The sequence below is a fragment of the Nonomuraea sp. B5E05 genome, assembly GCF_039880665.1.
Taxonomy (GTDB): domain Bacteria; phylum Actinomycetota; class Actinomycetes; order Streptosporangiales; family Streptosporangiaceae; genus Nonomuraea.
The window spans coordinates 91051-111148 of sequence record NZ_JBDPMJ010000002.1 but is presented as its reverse complement, the minus strand read 5'-3'; the positions used below and the strand labels follow the sequence as shown (position 1 = coordinate 111148).

General features: G+C 68.3%; 18 protein-coding genes and 1 pseudogene. 8 read left to right on the top strand and 11 right to left on the bottom strand.

Annotated features, from left to right (window positions below; translation table 11 throughout):
* Positions 1 to 71 precede the first annotated feature (71 nt).
* The 3 genes from ABGB01_RS03945 (at position 72) to ABGB01_RS03935 (ending at position 1685) form a co-directional block, all read left to right on the top strand.
* On the top strand, positions 72 to 695 hold the full coding sequence (locus ABGB01_RS03945; RefSeq protein WP_347770372.1) for a TetR/AcrR family transcriptional regulator: 624 nt from the start codon (positions 72 to 74) through the stop codon (positions 693 to 695).
* Positions 696 to 871: 176 nt separating this feature from the next.
* Positions 872 to 1498, top strand: a complete 627-nt coding sequence (locus ABGB01_RS03940) for a hypothetical protein (protein WP_347770370.1) — start codon at positions 872 to 874, stop codon at positions 1496 to 1498.
* A 1-nt stretch (position 1499) separates the two neighbouring features.
* Positions 1500 to 1685, top strand: a complete 186-nt coding sequence (locus tag ABGB01_RS03935; RefSeq protein ID WP_347770368.1) for a hypothetical protein — start codon at positions 1500 to 1502, stop codon at positions 1683 to 1685.
* A gap of 114 nt (positions 1686 to 1799) precedes the next feature.
* Here ABGB01_RS03935 and ABGB01_RS03930 read toward each other — a convergent pair whose 3' ends face one another.
* Positions 1800 to 3035 carry an epoxide hydrolase gene (locus tag ABGB01_RS03930; protein WP_347770366.1) on the bottom strand — a complete coding sequence of 412 codons (1236 nt, stop codon included), beginning with the start codon at positions 3033 to 3035 and terminating at the stop codon, positions 1800 to 1802.
* Positions 3036 to 3152: 117 nt separating this feature from the next.
* Positions 3153 to 3746, bottom strand: a complete 594-nt coding sequence (locus tag ABGB01_RS03925; RefSeq protein WP_347770364.1) for a DUF1707 domain-containing protein — start codon at positions 3744 to 3746, stop codon at positions 3153 to 3155.
* A 268-nt stretch (positions 3747 to 4014) separates the two neighbouring features.
* On the opposite strand from ABGB01_RS03925, the gene ABGB01_RS03920 reads away from it, so the two are divergent.
* Together ABGB01_RS03920 and ABGB01_RS03915 are read left to right on the top strand one after the other, a co-directional pair.
* Positions 4015 to 4443: an Rrf2 family transcriptional regulator gene (locus tag ABGB01_RS03920; RefSeq protein ID WP_347770362.1), complete on the top strand. Its 429-nt coding sequence runs from the start codon at positions 4015 to 4017 to the stop codon at positions 4441 to 4443.
* A gap of 81 nt (positions 4444 to 4524) precedes the next feature.
* Positions 4525 to 5259: an NIPSNAP family protein gene (locus ABGB01_RS03915; RefSeq protein WP_347770360.1), complete on the top strand. Its 735-nt coding sequence runs from the start codon at positions 4525 to 4527 to the stop codon at positions 5257 to 5259.
* 85 nt (positions 5260 to 5344) lie between these two features.
* On the opposite strand, the gene ABGB01_RS03910 is transcribed toward ABGB01_RS03915, so the two are convergent.
* The 4 genes from ABGB01_RS03910 to ABGB01_RS03895 are packed head-to-tail and all read right to left on the bottom strand — an operon-like array spanning position 5345 to position 10995.
* The gene (locus tag ABGB01_RS03910) at positions 5345 to 7930 is read right to left on the bottom strand and encodes a glycoside hydrolase family 78 protein (protein ID WP_347770358.1); all 2586 of its coding nucleotides are present in this window, start codon (positions 7928 to 7930) and stop codon (positions 5345 to 5347) included.
* 1 nt (position 7931) lies between these two features.
* Positions 7932 to 8759 (bottom strand): carbohydrate ABC transporter permease, encoded by an 828-nt coding sequence (locus ABGB01_RS03905; RefSeq protein ID WP_347770356.1) that lies wholly within the window; start codon positions 8757 to 8759, stop codon positions 7932 to 7934.
* On the bottom strand, positions 8756 to 9694 hold the full coding sequence (locus ABGB01_RS03900) for a sugar ABC transporter permease (RefSeq protein WP_347770354.1): 939 nt from the start codon (positions 9692 to 9694) through the stop codon (positions 8756 to 8758). Before ABGB01_RS03900 ends, ABGB01_RS03905 begins: the two co-directional genes overlap by 4 nt.
* On the bottom strand, positions 9688 to 10995 hold the full coding sequence (locus ABGB01_RS03895; RefSeq protein WP_347770352.1) for an extracellular solute-binding protein: 1308 nt from the start codon (positions 10993 to 10995) through the stop codon (positions 9688 to 9690). Before ABGB01_RS03895 ends, ABGB01_RS03900 begins: the two co-directional genes overlap by 7 nt.
* A 232-nt stretch (positions 10996 to 11227) precedes the next feature.
* Here ABGB01_RS03895 and ABGB01_RS03890 point away from each other — a divergent pair, with 232 nt between their 5' ends.
* Together ABGB01_RS03890 and rox are read left to right on the top strand one after the other, a co-directional pair.
* On the top strand, positions 11228 to 12268 hold the full coding sequence (locus ABGB01_RS03890; RefSeq protein ID WP_347770350.1) for a LacI family DNA-binding transcriptional regulator: 1041 nt from the start codon (positions 11228 to 11230) through the stop codon (positions 12266 to 12268).
* Positions 12269 to 12458: 190 nt separating this feature from the next.
* A complete protein-coding gene (rox, locus tag ABGB01_RS03885; protein WP_347770348.1) occupies positions 12459 to 13883 on the top strand; it encodes a rifampin monooxygenase in 1425 nt (474 codons plus the stop codon).
* A gap of 22 nt (positions 13884 to 13905) precedes the next feature.
* Here rox and ABGB01_RS03880 read toward each other — a convergent pair.
* The 4 genes and pseudogenes from ABGB01_RS03880 to ABGB01_RS03865 form a co-directional block, all read right to left on the bottom strand.
* A pseudogene (locus ABGB01_RS03880) lies at positions 13906 to 14367 on the bottom strand (bile acid:sodium symporter); the annotation flags it as partial.
* Between the two features lie 40 nt (positions 14368 to 14407).
* Positions 14408 to 15739 carry a Dyp-type peroxidase gene (locus ABGB01_RS03875; RefSeq protein WP_347770346.1) on the bottom strand — a complete coding sequence of 444 codons (1332 nt, stop codon included), beginning with the start codon at positions 15737 to 15739 and terminating at the stop codon, positions 14408 to 14410.
* A 22-nt stretch (positions 15740 to 15761) separates the two neighbouring features.
* Positions 15762 to 16781, bottom strand: coding sequence for a hypothetical protein (locus ABGB01_RS03870; RefSeq protein ID WP_347770344.1), 1020 nt, complete (start codon positions 16779 to 16781; stop codon positions 15762 to 15764).
* Between the two features lie 27 nt (positions 16782 to 16808).
* Positions 16809 to 17342 (bottom strand): hypothetical protein, encoded by a 534-nt coding sequence (locus tag ABGB01_RS03865; RefSeq protein WP_327581613.1) that lies wholly within the window; start codon positions 17340 to 17342, stop codon positions 16809 to 16811.
* A gap of 245 nt (positions 17343 to 17587) precedes the next feature.
* Between ABGB01_RS03865 and ABGB01_RS03860 the strand changes: the two genes are divergently transcribed.
* Positions 17588 to 18190: a hypothetical protein gene (locus ABGB01_RS03860; protein WP_347770342.1), complete on the top strand. Its 603-nt coding sequence runs from the start codon at positions 17588 to 17590 to the stop codon at positions 18188 to 18190.
* 279 nt (positions 18191 to 18469) lie between these two features.
* Here the strand turns inward: ABGB01_RS03860 and ABGB01_RS03855 are convergent, their stop codons facing one another.
* Positions 18470 to 20041, bottom strand: coding sequence for a DUF4158 domain-containing protein (locus ABGB01_RS03855; RefSeq protein ID WP_347770340.1), 1572 nt, complete (start codon positions 20039 to 20041; stop codon positions 18470 to 18472).
* Positions 20042 to 20098: the final 57 nt, after the last annotated feature.

The following is a 20098-nucleotide window of genomic DNA, read 5'->3' as shown; positions in this document are numbered from 1 at the left end:
GGAAACGCAAGGTTTCTTAGGGAGTTGTGATGCCGAACACGCCGAGGACGGGCCCATCTACAGGTGAGGCCATGTCGCGCCGCCGGGGAGCCGAGCTCGAAGACGCCATTCTGGACGCGGCTCGCGAGGAACTGGCCGAACTGGGTTACGCGAAGTCCACCATGAGAGGTATCGCAAAGCGGGCCGGTACCAGCAAGGCCGTGTTGTACCGTCGCTGGAGCAGCCTGCCCGAGTTGTTCCTGGACACGCTGGCTAGCCGGTTCACCAACGTGCCGGTCCCCGACACCGGCGATCTGCGCGACGATGTGTTGGAGCTGTTGCGTCATGCGCAAACGAGCCTCGGCTACACCCGCCGCGACACGGTCTCCGGACTGATCGCGGACACGGTTCACGACCCGCGACTGGCACAGCGACTGCGGGACCTCATCGCTGACTCGGCCCTGTCGGACGCAATGTCCACGGTGCTGGAGCTCGCGGCCGAGCGCGGTCAGATCCCGCCCGGCCCCTGGCCGCGACGAGTGATAACCCTGCCGATCAGCCTGCTGCGGGACGACTTCGTGGTCTTCGGAATATGGCCATCCGATGCCGACCTGGCCGCTGTCACCGACGAGGTCTTCCTTCCGCTGCTGGGTTACGCGTCACCTGCCGGCATGGTTCGGAATCGCGATCGTCCGTCGAGCGAGCATCGAGAGTGACACGTCACTGATCGACCTTGATGGTGCGACACCAGGACCTTTGGGAGCGGAGGGCCGGCTTATGGTGGGTAGCAACGGAGGCGCACTCTGATGAGCGGGCTTCGCCGTACTGGATGGGATGCCGTGATGAACCCTCCAAACCGGTGGCGCGTCACTGATGTATGAAGAGATCGCGTTTGACCGCCATCGCGGTGCTCGTGTCGTTGTGCGCCTGCGGCCAGTCTGGTGCTGATCCGGTACCCGCCGGAGCCGGGACCGAGACGATCGTGTTGCCGCGGGCCGATCAGCCCACAGCGCATCGGCCCACCCTGGAGCGGCTCAAACGAGAGGCGGCGGCGTCAGGCCGACCCTTGGAGGAGGTCGTCAAGCGGTACGCGACCCGGGTGGCTGCTACCTCGTCGCCCAAGCCGACGGACTTTGACGGTTACGACCCTGCGGTGACCGACCCGGACGTGGCGATCGACGGCATTCCCTACGCCGAGCTGGTCGACCTCGGGGCCATCGCCAGGTCGGAGGGCATCTCCTACGAGGAGGCCATCGACCGCTTCGGCTCACAGTCGTCCAACAGCCGGGTGATCGACAAACTGAGAGCGGAGTTCCCCGACGAGATCTCCGGCGTCAGGTACGTCGACGACCAGCGGGGGGCTGCGCATCGGCTTCAAGGGTCCCATCCCGACTCGCGCGATCGAGTTGGCCAGGACCCTCCCCATGGAGGTCGCCCTGATCGGCGGCAAGGGCTTCTCAGCCTCGGAGCTCCGGCGGGCCCAGGACACGGTCGTCTCCTGGCTGCGATCCCGTCCTGAGGTGGCCACGATGATGGCGCACCCAGATGACGAAACCGGCCAGGTCAAGATCACAATTCAGCCGAAGGTGATGCCGGACGATGCCGAGGAGTTCAAGCGTGGGCTTCAGCTCCCGCAGCTGGACAATCCGCACATCACCGTCGAAGTCACGCTCTCCGCCGAATCGGTCGCCGTTCGGCCGCAGTGAGGACCGCCTCGGCACACCAGCCCGCTGGACTGTAGGCGCAGAGTCGGCATCTTCGTCCTGGCCGCCACGGGAGCCGCCACGCCGGCCCGCGGAGACGTTGGCGGCGGCGGTCGTTCAGGGCCTGCGGTCGTGGAAAGTGCGGCGCAGGTCGTTCACCCATGCGTCGGGGTTCTCCCAGGGAATGAAGTGGCCGCCGTGGTCGTGGGCGTTGACGTTGACGTGGTTGAACCAGTCGCCCTGCGGGCCGGTCTTGAACGCCTGGACGCGCTCGGCGGCGGTGTGGATGCCGGGCGGGTTCTCGTAGGTGACGAAGGTGAGGCCGACCGGGGCCTGCACGACCGGGGTGCGGTCGTGGGCGGGGGCCCAGGGGTAGCGGTTGGCGTTGGCGTAGTAGCGCATCGACGTGGCGATGGAGTTGTTCACCCAGTAGATCGTGGCGTGGGTGAGCAGGTCGTCCTTGGTGAAGACGGATTCGACGTCGCCGCCGTTGTCGCTCCAGGCGTTCCAGCGCTCCAGCAGCCAGGCGAGCAGTCCGGCGGGTGAGTCGCTCAGCCCGTGGGCCAGCGTGGCGCCGTCGAGCATGTGCACGGCGAGATGGCACGCCGAGCGGTGGTCCATCTCGATGATCCGGGCGCGGATGTCGGCGGGCTGGTCGTCGGTGAGTGGCCGATTCCGGGCGAAGTCCCAGGCACGGGGGCCGGTGAAGAAGTCGAGCGGCAGCCCGGAGCCGATGTGGATGCCGTACAGCTCGTCGGCGTACTTGTGGCCGAGCTGGCTGGAGACGATTCCGCCGATGTCGCAGCCCCCGGCGGCGTACTTCTCGTACCCGAGGGTCTCGGTCATCAGGGTGTGCCAGAGGTCGGAGACCTTCCAGAAGTTGACGTCCGGAAAGCCGGTGAGCGGGCCGGGGAAACCGAAGCCGGGCAGGGACGGCACGATGACGTCGAAGGCGTCGGCGGGGTCACCGCCGTACGCGGCCGGGTCGGCGAGCGGGTCGATCACCTTCGACCAGTGCCAGAACGTCCACGGCCAGCCGTGGGTGAGGATCAACGGGATCGGACGGGGGCCGCGGCCGGGCTTGCGCATGAAGTGCACAGGGACACCGTCGACGCTCACCTGGTAGTGCTCGTGGACGTTGATGGCGGCCTCGGCCTCGCGCCAGTCGTAGCCGTCCCGCCAGTAGGCGACCAGCTCACGGAGATAGCCGTCGGGCACGCCGTAGGACCAGTCCTCGTTCCCCTCGTCCAGCGGCGGACGGGTCGATGTGAGGCGGGCACGCAGGTCATCGAGGACCTCGTCGGACACGTGGATCGGAACGGGCTTCAGGGGGAAGGCGTGCGAGGTGCTCATCGCGTGGTTCCTTACTGGGGTGTGCCGTCGGCCTGCTTGGCACCGGCCGATGTCATGGTCTGCTTCGCGACGTAGTCGGTCTCACCCGGAAACTCCGCTCTCCCGCGCTCGCCTTGCTCAACGCTCATGATTGCGCCGCTGTACGCGGCGTTCCCAGCTGTTCGGGTGGCGGATGACCACGCCGGCGGCGCCGCCGTCGCCGGCGAGCCGGATCCGCGGCGTTCTGGGCAGGCGCTCGGATGTGGTCTTGTCCTTGAAGCCGCCGAGGCCCTGGTCCATCTCCGAGGTGTCCGCCACCCATCCGTCGGGGATGATGATCGTGACCCCGCCCATCTGCCCGTGCGCTTCTATCGCGATCTCCGGCAGCCGGCATTCGGTCTGGGTGAAGTCGAGCTTGACGCTGCCCATGCCGCCGTACACGGTGATCTGCGCAGGCACCCGCCAGCGTCCCGTCCGCGTCGCGCCGTTCATGCCTCCCTTGAGGACGAGCGGCTCCGCCGGAACCTCTTGCGGCAGATCCGCGGTGAGAGGCGCGAGGTCGGCGTACGTCTTGGCGTTGAGTGCCCGATCCAGCCGGGCTTCCAGCTCGCTGAAGTCGATTCGCCCTTCAGCGGCAGCCGTGTTCAACCGTTCCACCACCGCTTCGCGCTCGTCATGTGAGACGCGCAGCTGATGAGGGCGGAAGGGAGCCGGCTGCTGGTTCTCGCCCATGGGTGTTCGCTTTCGGGTAGGGGTGATTTCCCGGGATCCCTGAGGAGGTCACCACCATACACCCTGCATAACGCTGGTCATGAGGGGGCTTAATGATCATGATCCAGCCTGCGGGCCCGGCCGTGAAGGTTCGCGGTGGGCACCTTGCGCACCGGCGGAGCTGACCGGAGTCCAGGCCGTCTGCCGGTGGTGACCGGGCATGCGATCGCCCCCGGGGTTTGACGGCGGGCATGGATGTAATGAAAGCTGTTACAGCAAGGAGGTGGTGATGGGGGCCAACAGCCGATTGACCGTCGCGACGCACGCACTGACGTGGCTGGCGTTGGCGCATCGCCGTGGCCAGGAGGTTCTCACCTCGGACCAGATCGCCGCCAGCGTCAACACCAACCCCGTGATCATCCGGCGCAGCCTGGGTGACCTGCGGCGGGCCGGCCTGGTGGAGGTGCGCCATGGTGCCGGCGCGGGCTGGCGTCTCGCCCGCGCGCCGGAGGAGATCACCCTGCTCGAGGTGCTTGATGCCGTCGATGTGGAGCAGCCGTTCGGCCTGCACCGCACCGAGCCCAATCTGGAGTGCCCGGTCGGCCGTGGCATCCGGCCCGCCCTGAGCAAGGTCTACGGCAGGGCCGAGCAGGCCATGCGCCAGGAGCTGGCCGACACGTCGATCGCCGACGTGCTGCGCGAGACGCTGGTGGGCTAGCCGATCGGTCCGATAGCCAGGTGGTCACCACACTCCTAGTTGTAACAAACGTTGTTCCAGTCATTCAGAAGGAGAAAGCCGATGCCCCCACGGTGTCCCATTGTCGAGCTGCGCCAGTACACGCTGCGCCCCGGCCAGCGGGACGTACTGATCGATCTGTTCGACCGGGAGTTCGTCGAGACCCAAGAGGCGGCAGGCATGACCGTCCTGGGGCAGTTCCGCGACCTGGACGACCCTGACCGGTTCGTCTGGCTCCGCGGCTTCGAGGACATGCCACGTCGTGCCGAGGCCTTGGAGAGCTTCTACTCCGGGCCGATCTGGCGGGCACACAGGGACGAGGCGAACGCAACGATGATCGACTCCGACGACGTCCTGTTACTGCGGCCGGCCTCGCCGGCGGGCGGCCTCCCGGCGCCGATGGGGAGCAGGCCGGCCCCTGGCGAGCAGGCTGCGGCGCCGTCCTCACTCGTCGTCGCCACGATCTGGTACGGCAACGCCCCGTTCGACGCCGCGTTCGTCGAGTTCTTCGAGCGGCGCGTGCGACCCGTACTGGCCGAAACCGGCGGCGAGCCGCTGGCGTACCTGCGGTCCGAACACTCCCCGAACACCTTCCCCGCCCTGCCGGTGCGGACGAATGAGGAGGTCTTCGTGTGGTTCGCGCGGTTCACCGGCCAGAACCACTTCCACGATCACCTTGATCGCTTGCAGCGTTCAGTGCGCTGGCACGAGGACGTGCTGCCTCCCCTCGCGCAACGGTCGGCCAGGCCATCACAACGGCTGCGGCTGGCACCCACCGAACGGTCACTGCTGCGTTGAACTACGCGAGGTCGTCCGTCCCCGCCATCGGGCCATCGCCATCCCCGCGCCGCTTGACGGGTGTGACGTGCATGTCGTACGGGTGTCAGGGCGTCCCCTCAGAGGGGTCCTGCCAGGTGCAGTGGAAGACGTGTCGTCCGGGGCCGGCCTCGGCAACGGGCTCTCCGGGCAGGTCGACGATGGCGGCCGTGTTCTGCGGGACGCGCACGGCGACGGTCAGCCGCTCCCCGTCGCGCCGCCAGCTCACCTCCGCCTCGCCATAGGGGGTGTGATGGGCGGCGCGGGCATGGGTGAGGCCGCCACCGGGACGCGGGCGGACGGAGATGCGGCGGTAGCCGGGCTCGGCCGGGGCGAGACCGGCCACGGTGCGGTGCATCCAGTCCGCCACCGCGCCGAGCGCGTAGTGGTTGAAGGAGGTCATCTCGCCCGGGTTGACGGAGCCGTCGGGCAGCATGCTGTCCCACCGCTCCCAGATCGTGGTGGCGCCCATCGTCACCGGATACAACCAGGACGGGCGGTTGCGCTGGGTCAGGAGCCGGTAGGCGGTGTCGTAGGCGCCGACCGAGCACAGGGCGTCGCAGATGAGCGGGGTGCCGACGAAGCCGGTGCCGATGCGGTGGTCGTCGCCGGCGACGAGCTCGACGAGGCGGCGTCCGGCGCGTTCGCGCTGTTCGGGCCCATCGAACAGGTCCACGGTCAGGGCGAGCGCGTAGGCGGTCTGGGTGTCGCAGGCCAGCCGGCCGGACGGGGTGACGAACTCGTGGCGGAAGGCCGTCCGCACCTGCCCGGCCAGCCCGGCGTAGCGGGCGGCGTCGGCGTCATGGCCGAGCAGCGCCGCCGTGTCCGCCACAACCCGAGCCGACCAGGCGTGGTAGGCGGTGGCGACGAGCGCCTGGTCGGTACGGGCCTTGCCGGGATCGTCCGAGGGCGCTGCCGGGTCGAGCCAGTCGCCGAACTGGAAGCCCTCATCCCACAGGTGGTCCCTGGTGAGGGAGACGACCTGGTCCACCCACGCGGTCATGCTCGGGTACTGGCGCCGCAGCAGGCCGAGGTCACCGGTGCGCTCATAGAGCGTCCACGGGACGAGCACGGCGGCGTCGCCCCAGGCGGCCGCCGGGGAGAGGCCGGACATCAGCGGCACCCACGGCACGTAGTGCGGCACCGTGCCCACCTCGGCCTGCTCGGCTGCCAGGTCGGCCAGCCACGATGACAGCGGCCCCGCACAGTCGTACAGGAAGGCCGCGGCGGGGGCGAAGACCTGGATGTCGCCGGTCCAGCCGAGCCGCTCGTCGCGCTGCGGGCAGTCGGTGGGCAGGTCGACGTAGTTGCCGCGCATGCTCCAGACCACGTTGTCGTGCAGCCGGTTCAGCAGCGGGTCGGAACACTCGAACGCGCCGGCGGGCCGCATGTCGGTGTGGCAGACCACGGCCACCACGTCAGCCGGGTCGAACGCCCGGGGCCAGCCGTCGATCTGCGCGTAGCGGAAGCCGTGCGTGGTGAAGCGGGGCTCGAAGGGCTCCGGCTCGGCGTCGCCGCGCAGCGTGTAGCGGTCCTCGGCGGCGGCCGCGCGCAGCGGGCGCACGGCGAGGGCGCCGTTCTCCAGGACCTCGGCGTGGCGCAGGGTGACGGTGTGCCCCGCCGGGCCCTGCACGCGGATGCGCAGGCGGCCGACGAGGTTCTGGCCGAAGTCCAGGAGGGTCTCGCCGTTCGGCCCGGTCAGCACCTCGGTGGGGGACAACGTCTGGGTACGGCGCACGGGCGGGCCCGTGGGGGCGACCAGCAGCGCCGGATCGTGGGAGAGGGCGTCGGCGGGCAGCCAGGAGGAGTCGTCGAAGCCGGGCTCGGACCAGCCTGCGGGGTGCAGGCGCGCGTCGTGCTTCTCGCCGTCGTACAGGCCGGCCTCAGTGACCGGGCCACGGGCGCAGCGCCAGGCGTCGTCGGTGACGATCACGTCGGTGGTGCCATCGATGTAGGCGATCTCGAGCTGCGCGATGAGGGCGGTGCGCTCGCCGTACAGGTCGCTCTTGCCGCCGCCGAAGCCGATGCGGCCCCGGTACCAGCCGTCGGCGAGGGTGGCGCCGACGGCGTTGGCGCCCTCGCGCAGCAGGCCGGTGACGTCGTGGGTGCGGTAGCGCAGGCGGTGGCGGTAGCTGGTCCAGCCGGGGGCGAGCACGTCGTCGCCGACCACCCGGCCGTTGATCTCGGCCTCGTAGATGCCGTGGGCCGTGATGTAGAGGCGGGCCCGCTCGATCGGCGCGCGCAGGGCGAAGCCGCGGCGCAGCAGCAGCGCGGGGCCGTCGGGTGCGCTCAGCAGTTCCAGCGGTGGCGCGGCGGCCGTGGCCCGCCAGTCAGCGGGGTCCAGCAGGCCGGTTTCCACGTACGACCATGCGCTCCAGTCGCTGGCCGAGCCGTCGGCGCCGTGCACCCGCACCCGTGCGGCGCGCCGCTCCCGTGAGCCCAGCGGCGCGCCGGGCCACGGCACGAGTGCGGACTCGTCCGACTCGATCCGGCCGGTGGACAGGCCGTCGCCGAGTTCGATCTCGTACGCCTGCTGGATCCATCCCGGGAGGTCCGTGGTGACGGTCCAGGACAGGCGCGGTTCGGGTTCGCCGATGCCGAGGGGGTCGCGGTGGTGTTCGAAGGCAACTGCGGAAACGGACAGAGAGGTCATGTCATCCCTTGATGGCGCCGGCGGTCATGCCGGCGACGATTCTGCGGTTGAAGAAGACGAACAACACCAGCGGGGGGATCGTGATGAGCACGATGTCCATGAACAGCAGGTTCCACTGGGTGTTGTACTGGCTCTGGAAGTTGTAGAGGGTGACCTGCACGGTGGCGTTCTCGTCGCCGGGGAGCAGGTAGAGCGGGTTGACGAAGTCGTTGAAGATGGTGACCGAGCTGACCAGGATGACCGTGACGGTCACCGGCCGCAGCAGCGGGAAGATCACCCGGAAGAACAGCCGGAATCCGCTGCAGCCGTCGATCTGGGCGGCCTCGTCCAGCTCGCGCGGGATGGCCGCGATGAACGCGCGGAACAACAACATCGCGAACGACAGGTTGAAGGCCACTTCCGCGAGGATCATCCCGGGCAGGGTTTTGAACAGGCCGAGCGCCTGCAGCAGCCAGATCGTCGGCACCACCGCGGGCGGGATGATCAGACCCGTCAGTACGAGGAAGTCGGCCAGCTTGGCGACCTTGCCCGGGCGGCGCTGCAGGACGAACGAGGCCATGGCGGCGAAGACGACGAGCAGGGCGACCGAGGCGACGGTGATGACGGTGCTGTTGACGTAGGCGCGCAGCAGCACGTAGTCGCGCGCCTCGATCACGGCCATGAGGTTCTCGACGACCGGCCAGCTGGTGGGCCAGGAGAAGTCCAGGTCGATGGCCTGTTCCGGGGCCTTGACGGCGGTCAGCAGCATAAGCGCGAACGGGACCAGGAAGATCACGGTGGCCAGGACCAGCGCGACGGCCTCGCCGCTGAGCCTTCTCAGTGTTGTCATGCGGTGACCTGCCTCTTGCCGAGGACGTAGTTGAGCGGCACGGCGATGGCCGCGACGACGAGGAAGAGGATCACGTTGCCGGCGGTCGACAGGCCGAAGAAACCGGCCTGGTACTGCTTGTAGATGATCGAGGCGATGGTGTCGCTGGTGAAGCCGGGACCGCCGCGGGTCATCGTCCAGATGAGATCGAACGAGCGCAGCCCGCCGATGAACGACAGGATGATCACCGAGTAGGTGGCCGGCCAGGACAGCGGCAGCGTGACGTGCCGGAAGCGGTGCCAGACGCCGCCGCCATCCACCGCGACCGCCTGGTAGTACTCGCGCGGGATGGACATGATGCCGGCGATGTAGATGACGGTGGCCAGGCCGACGCCCTTCCACACGTCCACCAGCGCGACCGACAGCAGCGCGGTGGTGGCCTCGCCGAGCCAGTCGCGGCCGTCGATCCCGACCAGCGCGAGGGCCTGGTTGACCAGGCCGGTCTGCGGTTTGAGCAGCATGGCGAAGGTGATGCCGACCGCGACGGTCGAGACCAGCGTCGGGAAGAACACCACCGAGCGCAGGAATCCGCGCACCCGCAGCCTGCCGGTGAGCAGGACGCCGAGCAGCAGCCCGAACACGACCTTGAGGCCGCTGGTGACGACGGCGTAGATGATCGTGTTCTGGAAGCCGATGCGCAGGTTCTGCTCGGCCAGGAAGTCGCGGAAGTTCTGCAGGCCGACGAACTCGCTGTCGAACAACGTCCAGCGGGTGAGCGCGAAATAAAAGGCCATCGCCGTCGGCACCAGGAAGATGAGCAGGAACACGGCGGCGGCGGGCAGGTAGAGCGCGTACGGGTAGGCCGCGTCGCGCCGGCGGCGGGAGGCGCGGGTGTGCGCGTGCCCGGGTGCCGGGCCGGGCCCTGTGCGGGGCCCGGTGTCCTGCTTGGTCACCACCCTGCCAACCCCAGTTGCTTGGCCTGCTTCTCGACGTCCTTGTCGTACTGGGCGGCCCCTTCGGCGGCCGGGGTCAGGCCGGAGCCGACGGCGACCGTGATCTGCTCCAGCGACGGGCCCTTCACCGGCGAGACGAACTCCAGTGCCGGTGCCGTGGCGCCCTCGTCCACGTAGGCCTGCAGGTCCTTGGCCGCCTGGATGGCGTCGTCGGGCAGTTCGGCGCCGGTGATCCGGTACGGCCCGGCCGGCGGCACGGCCTTGGTGACCGCGTCGGCGGCGGCCGGCGAGGCGACGAAGGCCAGGAACTTCTTGGCCGCCTCCAGTTTGTCGGTGGTCTTGGCGATGTAGATGCCGGCCGGCTCCCAGATCGTGGCGCCGTTCTTGGCGGCGTCGGTGCCGGGGATGCCGAAGAAGCCGATGTCGGCCGCCGCCTGCGGCATGGTGGCGACGAAGGGCGGGAGCTGGGCGCTCAGCATCGGGTAGTGCGCGCCCTTGCCCTCGGCCAGCAGCTTCATTCCCTGGTCGGCGGTGGCCGAGCCGTAGCCCTCCTGCAGGTACCCCTTGGCGTGCACTTCGGCCAGGTGGTCGAACCCGGCCCTGGCGGCGGGGGTGGTGGCGAACTTGGCCTGGTTGGCCGTGTAGTCCTGGGCGAAGGTCGGCGCCGCCGCCTGCACGTTGTAGTAGTCGCCCAGCACGAACAGCTGCGAGGTCCAGGTGTCCTTGTACGTGCCGATCACCGGTGCGATGCCGGCTGCTTTGATCTTGTCGCTGTTGGCCGTGAAGTCGGCCCAGGTCTTGGGCACCTCCAGCTTGAGCTGCTCGTAGACCTTGCGGTTGTAGAGGATGCCGCCGCCCATGGCGGTGCCGCCGGGGACGCCGTAGACCTTGCCGTCCTGGCTCACCACGGGCAGGAAGTCCTTGGCCACGTTGGCCAGCACCGGGTCGCCGGTGAGGTCGACCATGGTCTGTGCGGGGTTGAGCGCCTGCAGCAGCGACCCGGAGTTGTACCAGAACACATCCGCCATGTCGCCCGTCGAGAGCCGGGTCTTGACGATGTTGTCGCCCTCGCTGCCTCCCGGCCGGGTCTCGGTCTCGATCTTGATGGTGGGATTGGCCTGCATGAACGTGTCCGCGAGCGCTTTGGCGGTGTCCACGGTGGCCGGGCTGTTGTCGATGAGGAACTCTAAGGTGACCGGGCCGGTGGCGGCGCTTCCGGAATCGGAGCCGGAGCCGCACGAGGTCAGAGCCGCCATCGCGAGAACGGCCAGGGCCGCTCCCGACACGCGGTGCGAGGTCTTCACAACGCCCCTCCGGGTTCGTTGAAACGATTTAAGCGCCCCCGATGCGAGTTAACGTAGGCGCTACCTGGCAGGCCGTCAAGAGTGTCCTTGGGGAACGGTCCCCTATCGTGACCGTTGTTGGAATGGGATCGATAACACTTCCGATCGATAAGTTGGGTAACGTTATCCATCCTGTCCGACGGGTCCGCCACCCTTACAATCGGGCGACGTCGAGTAGGCGGAAAGGTGGCTCATGGGCACACGAGACCGGCAGCGCAGGGTGACCATCACCGATGTGGCCGAGCACGCCCAGGTCTCCACCACAGCGGTGTCGAAAGTGCTGCGCAACGCCTACGGCGTCAGCGAGGCCATGCGGACCAAGGTGCAGGCCGCCATCGACGAGCTGGGCTATCGCCCCCACAACGCGGCCCGGGCCATGCGCGGGCGCACCTTCACCATCGGCGTGCTCCTGCCCCACATCCGCAACCCCTTCTTCGCCGACATCCTTGACGGCCTGACAGATGAGATCTCCCCAAGCGGCTACCAAGCGATCATGGTCCAGAGCGGCGGTCACGACCCCGCGGCAGAGCGCCGGGCCAGCGACGCGCTGGTCGACCGGCAGGTGGACGGCGTCCTCTGGGTCGCCCCGGTCTGCACCAGAGGACAACTGGAGAAACTCGCGAAGGACATCCCCCTCGTGGTGCTCGGCCGCCACGACCGCTCGGCGCTGTACGACTGCGTGCTCGACGACGACGAGGTCGGCGCCGAGCTCGTGGTCAAGCACCTCATCACGCTCGGCCATCGCCGCATCGCGCACATCACGCAGAAGGACACCGTCGGGGGCCGCGCCATCGCCCTGCTGCACACGATCAGGGCCGCGACCTACGAGCGGGTGATGACCGAGCACGGCCTGGCCGACCACGTCGCCGTCGCCGCCACCGCCTACACCGAGGAAGGCGGCTACGACGGCGCGCGCGAGCTGCTGGCCCGCGACCCCCGCCCCACCGCCATCTTCGCCGGCGCCGACCAGGCCGCCTTCGGCGCCCTCGCGGCCGTCCACGAGGCGGGCCTGAGCGTGCCCGGCGACATCTCGGTGGCGGGCTACGACAACGCACGCCTGACCGGCCTCGCGCACGTCGCGCTGACCAGCGTCGACCAGGACGGCGCCATCATGGGCCAGACCGCCGGCCGGCTGCTGCTCGAACGCATCGCCGGCCGTACCGCCGCGGTCCGCTTCTCCGTCACCCCGGCCCTCGTGGCTCGCCGTTCCACCGCATCCCCGGGCGAACGGTAGCCGGGAAAAGGGTTGGACGGAGTGGTGCTCGGGCGTGTAGCTTGCCGTCGACCGTGACACCGCCCCAGGAGGTGAGACCCATGAACGCTGTATCGATGTGGGTGCTCCCCCTTCCCGTCACGGCCGGGCGATCGAGGTAGGTGTCGCCGGGAGCGCCTCGCCAACAAGGCACTCCCGAAAGGCAACACCTATGTTCGACGTGATCATTGCCGGCTGCGGGCCGACCGGCGCGATGCTGGCTGCCGAACTGCGGCTGCACGACGTGCGGGTACTCGTTCTGGAGAAGGAAACCCAGCCCAAGTCTTTCGTCCGCATCGTCGGTCTGCATGTTCGCAGTCTCGAGCTGATGGCGATGCGCGGCCTGCTCGATCGCATGCTCCAGCACGGAAGGCGGCGTCCGGCCGGCGGATTCTTCGCCGGCATCGCCAAACCCGCGCCCAGGGGTCTGGATTCCGCGCACGCCTATCTGCTGGGCATCCCGCAGCCGGTCATCGAGCGCCTGCTCGAAGAACATGCGATCGAACGGGGCGCGCAGGTCCGGCGCGGTTGCGCGGTGGCCGGTTTCGAGCAGGACGACGAGGGTGTGACCGTCGAACTGGCCGACGGGGAACACCTGCGTTCGCGCTATCTCGTCGGCTGTGACGGCGGGCGCAGCACGGTGCGCAAACTGCTCGGCGTCGGCTTCCCCGGCGAGCCCTCGCGGACCGAAACGCTCATGGGCGAGATGGAAGTGGGCGTGCCGCAGGAGGAGATCGCCGCCAGGGTGAGCGAAATCCGCGAGAGCCGTCAGCCCTTCTGGCTCCGGCCCTTCGGCGGAGGGATCTACAGCGTCGTCGTCCCCGCCGCGGGAGTCGGCGACCGCGCGGAACCGCCCACCCTCGAGGATTTCCGGCAACAGCTGCGCGCCATCGCCGGCACCGATTTCGGCGTGCACTCCCCGCGCTGGTTGTCCCGCTTCGGGGATGCCACCCGGCTGGCCGAACGTTACCGGGTCGGCCGGGTGCTGCTGGCCGGCGATGCGGCACACATCCATCCGCCCACCGGCGGACAGGGCCTCAACCTGGGGGTTCAGGACGCAGTCAACCTCGGCTGGAAGCTGGCCGCACAGATCCGTGGCTGGGCACCGGAAACACTGCTGGACACCTACCAGGCCGAACGCCGTCCGGTCGCCGAGGACGTGCTGGACAACACCCGCGCCCAGATGGAGCTGCTGTCCACCGAACCGGGCGCGCAGGCCGTGCGCAGGCTGCTCACCGAACTGATGGACTTCGACGAGGTGAACCGCCATCTGATCGAGAAGATCACCGCGATCGGCATCCGCTACGACTTCGGCGAAGGCCCCGACCTGCTCGGCCGCCGCCTGCGCGACATCGACGTGAAACAGGGCCACCTCTACGGTCTGCTGCGTCGCGGCCGCGGCCTGCTGCTGGACCGCACCGGACGCCTGGCCGCCGGCGGCTGGTCAGACCAGGTCGATCACCTCGCGGATCCCACGGCGGCACTGGATGTTCCGTGCGTCCTGCTACGCCCCGACGGCCACGTCGCCTGGATCGGCGACGATCAGCAGGACCTGGACGACCACCTCTCCCGCTGGTTCGGCAAGCCCGCCGGCTGACCGTCGGAAGACGGCATGGGCAGCCGACGGCAAACGGCACGAGCTGGAGGACCGCGACGGTCAGCATAAGTGTCGCGACATTGAGTGAAACCCCGCCACCCACGTTGGCCGCGTTGAGCATGACGTTCGCCGTGGGACCGAAGGTGATGCCGCCGATGGCAGCCAGCAGTACCTGCATCGCCGCACCTGCGGCCACGTCGCCCTTTTGCACCATGCCGAGTTCCGCTCCAAACGGCCCGCCGGGTGAGGACGCGATCAGGAGCAGCGCGATGAACGCCGCCGTGGGCAAGCCGAACACCGCGGCGAGGCCCCAGCCGAGGAGCGGGATGGCGACCAGGTTGGCCACAAGCACCAGCATGAGCAGCGAGACGTTCGCGAAGACGACGCGCAAGGCCGACAGCGTCGCTCCGAGGCCGGCGGCGAACATGGTGGCCGCGATGAAGATGACGGTGACAGCGTTGAACAGCAGCTGCAGCGTGTCCATGTGGATCCCCGGTCTCCGGGCAAGAGCGGCGTCGTCATGCTCAGTCTGTGAGGTCGCCCAGCCAGCGCAGTGCGCTCAGTCCGGGCATGAAGCAGTATTCGCCGCCGCGCGTAACCACGAATCTCGGCAAGGAGAGCAGGCGGCGCCGTACGGGGCGCCGGGGAATGGTGAAGTCGCCGGAGCCGTCGGTGGAGCCGACGACAGGGTCCTTCGAGTCGCCGGAGCCGAAGAAGACGCCGTCGTTCATCCATTCCGACTGGACGAACTCGAACTGCCGCCCCAGATGCGCGCCGATAAAGGCGAACATCAGCCCCCGATCAACCCCATCGTCCTCCAGGACGCCTTCGGGCAGCGGCGGGCCATAGACGGTGCCGCGTCTGATCATCCGGTGCAGCCTCACCACGCCCGCCACCGCCGCGTCGCGGGGGTTGCCCCGGCGGATGTGACAGCCGCCGGGGGTGATGAACCCCGCCGGGTCATCTTTCTGGTAGAGGAAGCTGTTGCGGTGCGGGTCGGCGTCGAGGGTGGGATCGTCGCAGTCCGGGCTGAGCGCCAGCGGCGCGCCGCTGCGCCAGCGTCCCATGAGCTTCGCAGCGAGCAGTTCCTCGTCTTCGGGGCTGGTGGAGTTGTCCTTCAAGTAGCGCCGGAACAGGGCGACGCGCTGGTGGAGTTTGCGGAAGACCACATAGGTGCCGTTGCGTCCGAGGACATCGGGTTGCGGGGTCTGGATGCCGCCGAGTTCGTCGCGGTAGCCGAGCACGAACTCGCCGGCCTTGAGCGGTTCCTCCAGCGTGTTGGATCCGGGGATGCCGCTGCCCTCGACGGCCGGGTGGCTGATGCCGTCGCGGTAGCCGAAGGGTTCGGTCTCGGTGGGCAGCGCGTGGCAGTTCTGTCGCCAGATCGCCGTTACGCCGGTCAGGGCGTCATAGGCGGGGCGGGCGCGATCGATGACGGCCTCCAACTGCGCGCTGTCAGGCGCGAGCGCCACCAGCACCACGTGGACGTCGGACGTGCCAAGCGGGGGCTCCCAGTTCTCGGGACTGCTCTCGCCGATGTCGCCCAGCGCCTTCGCCCGTGCGGCCATCCCCTGCCGGAACTCCCAGGCGAACGTGTCCAGCGATTCCTGAGCAACACCGAGCGCCTTGAGACCGTGGTAGGTGAGGGCGATGCTGATCCACGTCTCACCCAGCGGGCTCACCGTGTCGGCGGCCGAGGTCGCCACGGCTCTCACGCGCCGCATCAGCTCCCGCCCGTGCTCGCGGTCATCGATGCGGAACACGATGTAGGTCGCCGCGTACGGCGTCGGCCGGGGGCTGAGCACCCCACGCTGGATGTCGTCGAGTTCGAGCTTGACGTGGGTTTGCTCGCTCACGGGAACCCGCCTCCCTGTAGTGCTACTTCGCCGAGAGGATGTTGTTCCAGAAGGTGCGCAGGCTCTCGTCGACGCCGAACAGCGAGCTGAAGATCGTGGTGTCGGCGAAGATCACGTCACCGGCCAGGTCACCGCTCGGTGGCATCCACAGGAACATGTTGAACTCGGTGTTGCCGGCCTCGGTGAAGGGGTGCGGCGGCCTGGACATGTCGATCGGCTGCCTGCCCAGCACGTGGATGACGTTCGGATCGTCGGTGGTGACGGCGTAGTGCGGCAGGTGCATGTGGAAGTTGAAGCTGGACACGCCTTCCAGCCACCCCTTGGTGTCCAGGTCCCTGGCGATGGACAGGGGAGCGCTCCTGTTCCCCTCCGCCACCGCGGGACGCAGCCCATAGCGGTTCTCGACGGGCACCCCCAGACCGGCCATCAGCGATCGGGTGTACCTTCCGAAGCGTTGCTGGCGGGGCACCAGCGCGTCGCCGTGATGGTGATACTCCATGTCGCGCACCGCCATGTCGTCCGATGCGCCGACGTCGTGATGCGGTCCCAGAGCAAGGCAGGTTCCTTCGCGGGTGAGCCAATCACGCACCGCGTCGATCTCCGCAAAGGTGGCGTCCTGCCCGGTGATCATGTGATCCAGCCCCCACACGAACAGGGTGTCGGTGTCCGCCAGCACCCGCTCGTCCAGCGGCGTGTGGAATCCCGCCTGATCGACGCGTTGGTACACGGGCACGGGGTAGCCGGTGGTTTCCTCGACGAACTGCTGGAAGGGCAGCCAGCCCCAGAAGAACAGCTCCAGCCCGCCCGCGATGCCCTGCTGGAACCGCAGCGGATCCGACCATTTCGGGTCCTCGTAGGCCGGCCACGTCACGCGGCGCACCTCGGTCATCGTGGAGAACCGGTTGTCCAGCTCGGCCACATTCCTGCCCGCCTCGGCGGGATAGCTCCACGCGACGTAGATGCTCAACCGGCGCCGACCCGGGCTGTAGGGGCGCGGCACATGGTTCTGGTTGTAGGTACGCGCGGTTCCGGACTCGCTCATCTCGCCTCCAGGCAGCGCCGGCGGATGTCACTGCAGCTGATCGAGCATCTCCGACAGAGCGCTCTTGATCCGCAGAGCTTGCTTGATCTCATCGGCGGTGAAGTACGGGTACTCGCCGTACTCGATGAAGCTCGGGCAATGATGCTCACGAACGAATCTGATGAACGCCTCCGGGTTGGTCTTCCAGTCCTCGGGGAAGCCCTCAAGGTTTTCGAAGGTCGTGTTGAGCCCCGCCTTGCCGAACAGCGCGACGGCGTCTTCGGTGTACTTGTCGAAGTCGGTGTCGAAGATTCCCTGATACAGGAATCGTGTGTCGTCGTCGAAGAGCACCCAGCGCAGGTAGTGCAGCTTGAGCGGAGCGAGGAACTGCGGATCGGCTTCCACCGCCTTGGCGAGCGCGTTCCCATGGTTGCGGATGGCGTCGGCCCGGCCGGGCTTGACCTTCGCGATGATGGTGAACCCGTAGCAGGCCGGCGTCTTCGGAAAAATGGGGCCGTATTTCCCCTGCTCCAGATGGTCGGTCTCCTTCGGGATGGCGACCGCCTGCGGTCTGATCTCCATGCCGATCCCCCTCTTTCGTCCTGGCATAGGGGGAGGCTGAAGTGACTCGACTACGACAATTATCTCATGATGCGGTGCGATGTGGCCACCAATGCTGGGCCTACATCCACACGCACCCGCCACCACGACCACAGAACTCAGCATCCGTACCGCCGTCGGCACCTCAAGCTTCAGGACGCCTCGTGCTGAACGAGGCGGCCTGGCGGGCCGCCGGGGCGCCTACCAGTTGGCGATACCCCAAGAACATGAAGACGGAGAACCTGTTCGCCGTTCCGTTCAAGCCGCTGGAGGCGGCGGCAGGTGAGCGAACCGCCGAACGGCTTCGCGGCAATTGGAAGGGCCAGGCCGGTCACCTAGCAGGGAAATCGTTGACCTGGAAGGAGGTGCGCGCGATCCCGGGCGAGCCCGAGACGCTCCGGAGCTACCTGGAAGAGCGCATCGGCCGGCTGGATCTGACCGGATCCGGGATGGACGTGGAGGAGGCGAGGGCGCACATCCTTCTCCGAGACTGTGTAGACATCATCAGTACCCTGCCCGCCTCGCCCGAGACTCGTGCATCCGCGTACCGAATCCTTGCGTCTCTGCCCGCAATCCGGGCCGAGGGGGAGATGACTGACCCGCTGGGCCGGCGCGGGCAGACACTCAGCTATCAGGAGGAAATAGAGCCGGGCCTGTTCTCCAAGGTTCGGCTCGTGGTCGATCCCAGCGCCGGCCTGCTTCTTGCCGAGGTGAGGACGAACACCACCAAGCTCGCGGACGGGCGGCAGGTGGAGCTCCGTGTCTCCCGCTCGTTCCAGGAGATCGGCTGGACCAACGAACGCCCAGATCTGCCCACGCATCGGAACTGAGCCCGCTCACAATCCGCGTGTGAGGGCCAGCAGATGGGTCGGCGGCGCATCGTCTTCTTAGCGCCGACGCTTGCCAAGGCTGGTGGCGGCCAAGTGGTTGGGCTGGTAAGCCGGCGGCGCCGAGGCCGCCACATCGTCGGGTACGACGATGTGGCGGCAGGTCGGCTCCTGGCGTGGATGTGGCTGTGGTAGCCCGCGCGCGGCGCGGGCCACCACGGCCTACTCCACCGCCTGCTGCAGGGCCACGGGGCAGGTGTCACTCAGGGTGTCAGCCCCAGCTCACGCAGTTGAGCGGGCCGCAGCGGCCGCCAGCCGCTGGTATCGAGCTTGGCCAACTCCGCCTCGACGTCGACATTGATCACCCCGAAGAAATTGATGTTGTCGCTGTGCCCAGGCGAGATGTGCGACAGGATCTCGTCGCTCACCTCCCGGCCCTGCGAGCGCAGCTCCAGCACCGCCCTGGGTTCGATCAGCAGCGAGGCGATCGGCGCGAACGGCAGCATCGCGGCCAGCTCGTCTTTTCCGGCTGGCGGGCACGAACCCGGTCGGCGCGCCCGCGGGCACCTTCCGCCCGCCGAGCCGGTTCATCTCCTTCAACACCGCCACCGCCTCCATCAGCTCGGCCGTGCCCGGCCCGCCCTGGAAGTCGATCGCGGCCCGCACGTTCGGGGTCAACTGGCGCAGGTAGGTGTAGGAGGACTCCAGCTCCGACAGCCGGCCATGGTCCCGGGGCAGCGGCTTCCACGCATCAGAGGTGATCTCCCGCAGCCGCTGCATGCCGATCCGCTCGCGCAGCATCCCGCCCACCTCATCGTCGGGGATCGACGGGTCAGCCAGCACTGGCAGGATCATGTCCATCAGCAGTTGCCGGGCCTCGCCCTTCTTGGCCCGCTCGACCAGCGCCTCGTCGGTCTTGGATTTGGCCCGCGACTCCCGCGCGCTGACGGCCTGGTCGAACAGGGCCACCACCTCATCGAGCTGGTCGACCGCGGCCTGGGCGACGAACGCCAGCAGGATCGGGAACTTGCGCTCCTTGCGCCGCTCCAGCCCCTGGTTGGTCGAGCGGCGGGCGACCTGGGCCAGGAACCGGCGCCGCTCGTTCGGCAGCACCGACACATCCATCTGGTGGGCGTCGATCGCGCGCAGCCAGGTCAGCTTGTCGATCGCGGTTTTCACCGAGGTCGCCGAGGCGTCCCGGACCGGGGTGACCAGCCACTCCAGTCGGGTCATCCCCAGCCCCGCATCGACGGCCAGCATCCGTTCCAGGTCGGCGCGCACTTCAGCGGTGAGCAGGTGCCCCACCAGCTGCGAGGTCAGATCGGCGGCCGCCTTGCGGGCCGTGCCGACCATCTTGGCCAGAATGAGCGCGCCGGGCCGGATCACCTTGGCCGCCATCAGATACTCGCGCGCCAGGTTGAACAGCAGCGTCGGCGAGTCGTGCTCCATCGCCCGGTCCAGCAGGAACTGCTCCAGCTCCTTCATCGCTTGGCTGCCCGCCGAAGCGGTCTGCCACTCCAGATACTTGGCGATCAGGCCCAGGTGATCCGAGCGGGTTTGATCGCGCTTGCCGTACAGCCGCAGCGCCGCCGACGCCACGCCCAGCCGCTCCGCGACCCGGGCCACGGCCGCCGGCGGCACCGAGGCCACATCGTCGGGCACGAACCCGAGCCAGGGCAGGCTGCACAGCTGGACCAGCATGCCCAGCCGATCAACTGGGCCCCGCCCACCGGGACTCACGAACGCCACGTCAGCCGCCGTCGGTGTGAAATACCTGATCAGCTCATCGCTGGTGATCTCCGGGTACGAGCGCAGCTGCTCCAACTGCTCCTCGGAGAACATCTTCTCGGACAACGCACCACCTCTACCTGCCGTACCGGATGAAACCGGAACGAACGTAGCGGCAGTGAT

What these genes read in the sequence shown, in the direction of transcription:
- ABGB01_RS03945 (WP_347770372.1), top strand. Translation starts at nt 72, where the DNA reads ATGTCGCGCCGCCGGGGAGCCGAGCTCGAAGACGCCATTCTGGACGCG.
- ABGB01_RS03930 (WP_347770366.1), bottom strand. Translation starts at nt 3,035, where the DNA reads ATGAGCACCTCGCACGCCTTCCCCCTGAAGCCCGTTCCGATCCACGTG.
- ABGB01_RS03925 (WP_347770364.1), bottom strand. Translation starts at nt 3,746, where the DNA reads ATGGGCGAGAACCAGCAGCCGGCTCCCTTCCGCCCTCATCAGCTGCGC.
- ABGB01_RS03920 (WP_347770362.1), top strand. Translation starts at nt 4,015, where the DNA reads ATGGGGGCCAACAGCCGATTGACCGTCGCGACGCACGCACTGACGTGG.
- ABGB01_RS03915 (WP_347770360.1), top strand. Translation starts at nt 4,525, where the DNA reads ATGCCCCCACGGTGTCCCATTGTCGAGCTGCGCCAGTACACGCTGCGC.
- ABGB01_RS03910 (WP_347770358.1), bottom strand. Translation starts at nt 7,930, where the DNA reads ATGACCTCTCTGTCCGTTTCCGCAGTTGCCTTCGAACACCACCGCGAC.
- ABGB01_RS03905 (WP_347770356.1), bottom strand. Translation starts at nt 8,759, where the DNA reads ATGACAACACTGAGAAGGCTCAGCGGCGAGGCCGTCGCGCTGGTCCTG.
- ABGB01_RS03890 (WP_347770350.1), top strand. Translation starts at nt 11,228, where the DNA reads ATGGGCACACGAGACCGGCAGCGCAGGGTGACCATCACCGATGTGGCC.
- rox (WP_347770348.1), top strand. Translation starts at nt 12,459, where the DNA reads ATGTTCGACGTGATCATTGCCGGCTGCGGGCCGACCGGCGCGATGCTG.
- ABGB01_RS03870 (WP_347770344.1), bottom strand. Translation starts at nt 16,781, where the DNA reads ATGAGCGAGTCCGGAACCGCGCGTACCTACAACCAGAACCATGTGCCG.
- ABGB01_RS03865 (WP_327581613.1), bottom strand. Translation starts at nt 17,342, where the DNA reads ATGGAGATCAGACCGCAGGCGGTCGCCATCCCGAAGGAGACCGACCAT.
- ABGB01_RS03860 (WP_347770342.1), top strand. Translation starts at nt 17,588, where the DNA reads ATGAAGACGGAGAACCTGTTCGCCGTTCCGTTCAAGCCGCTGGAGGCG.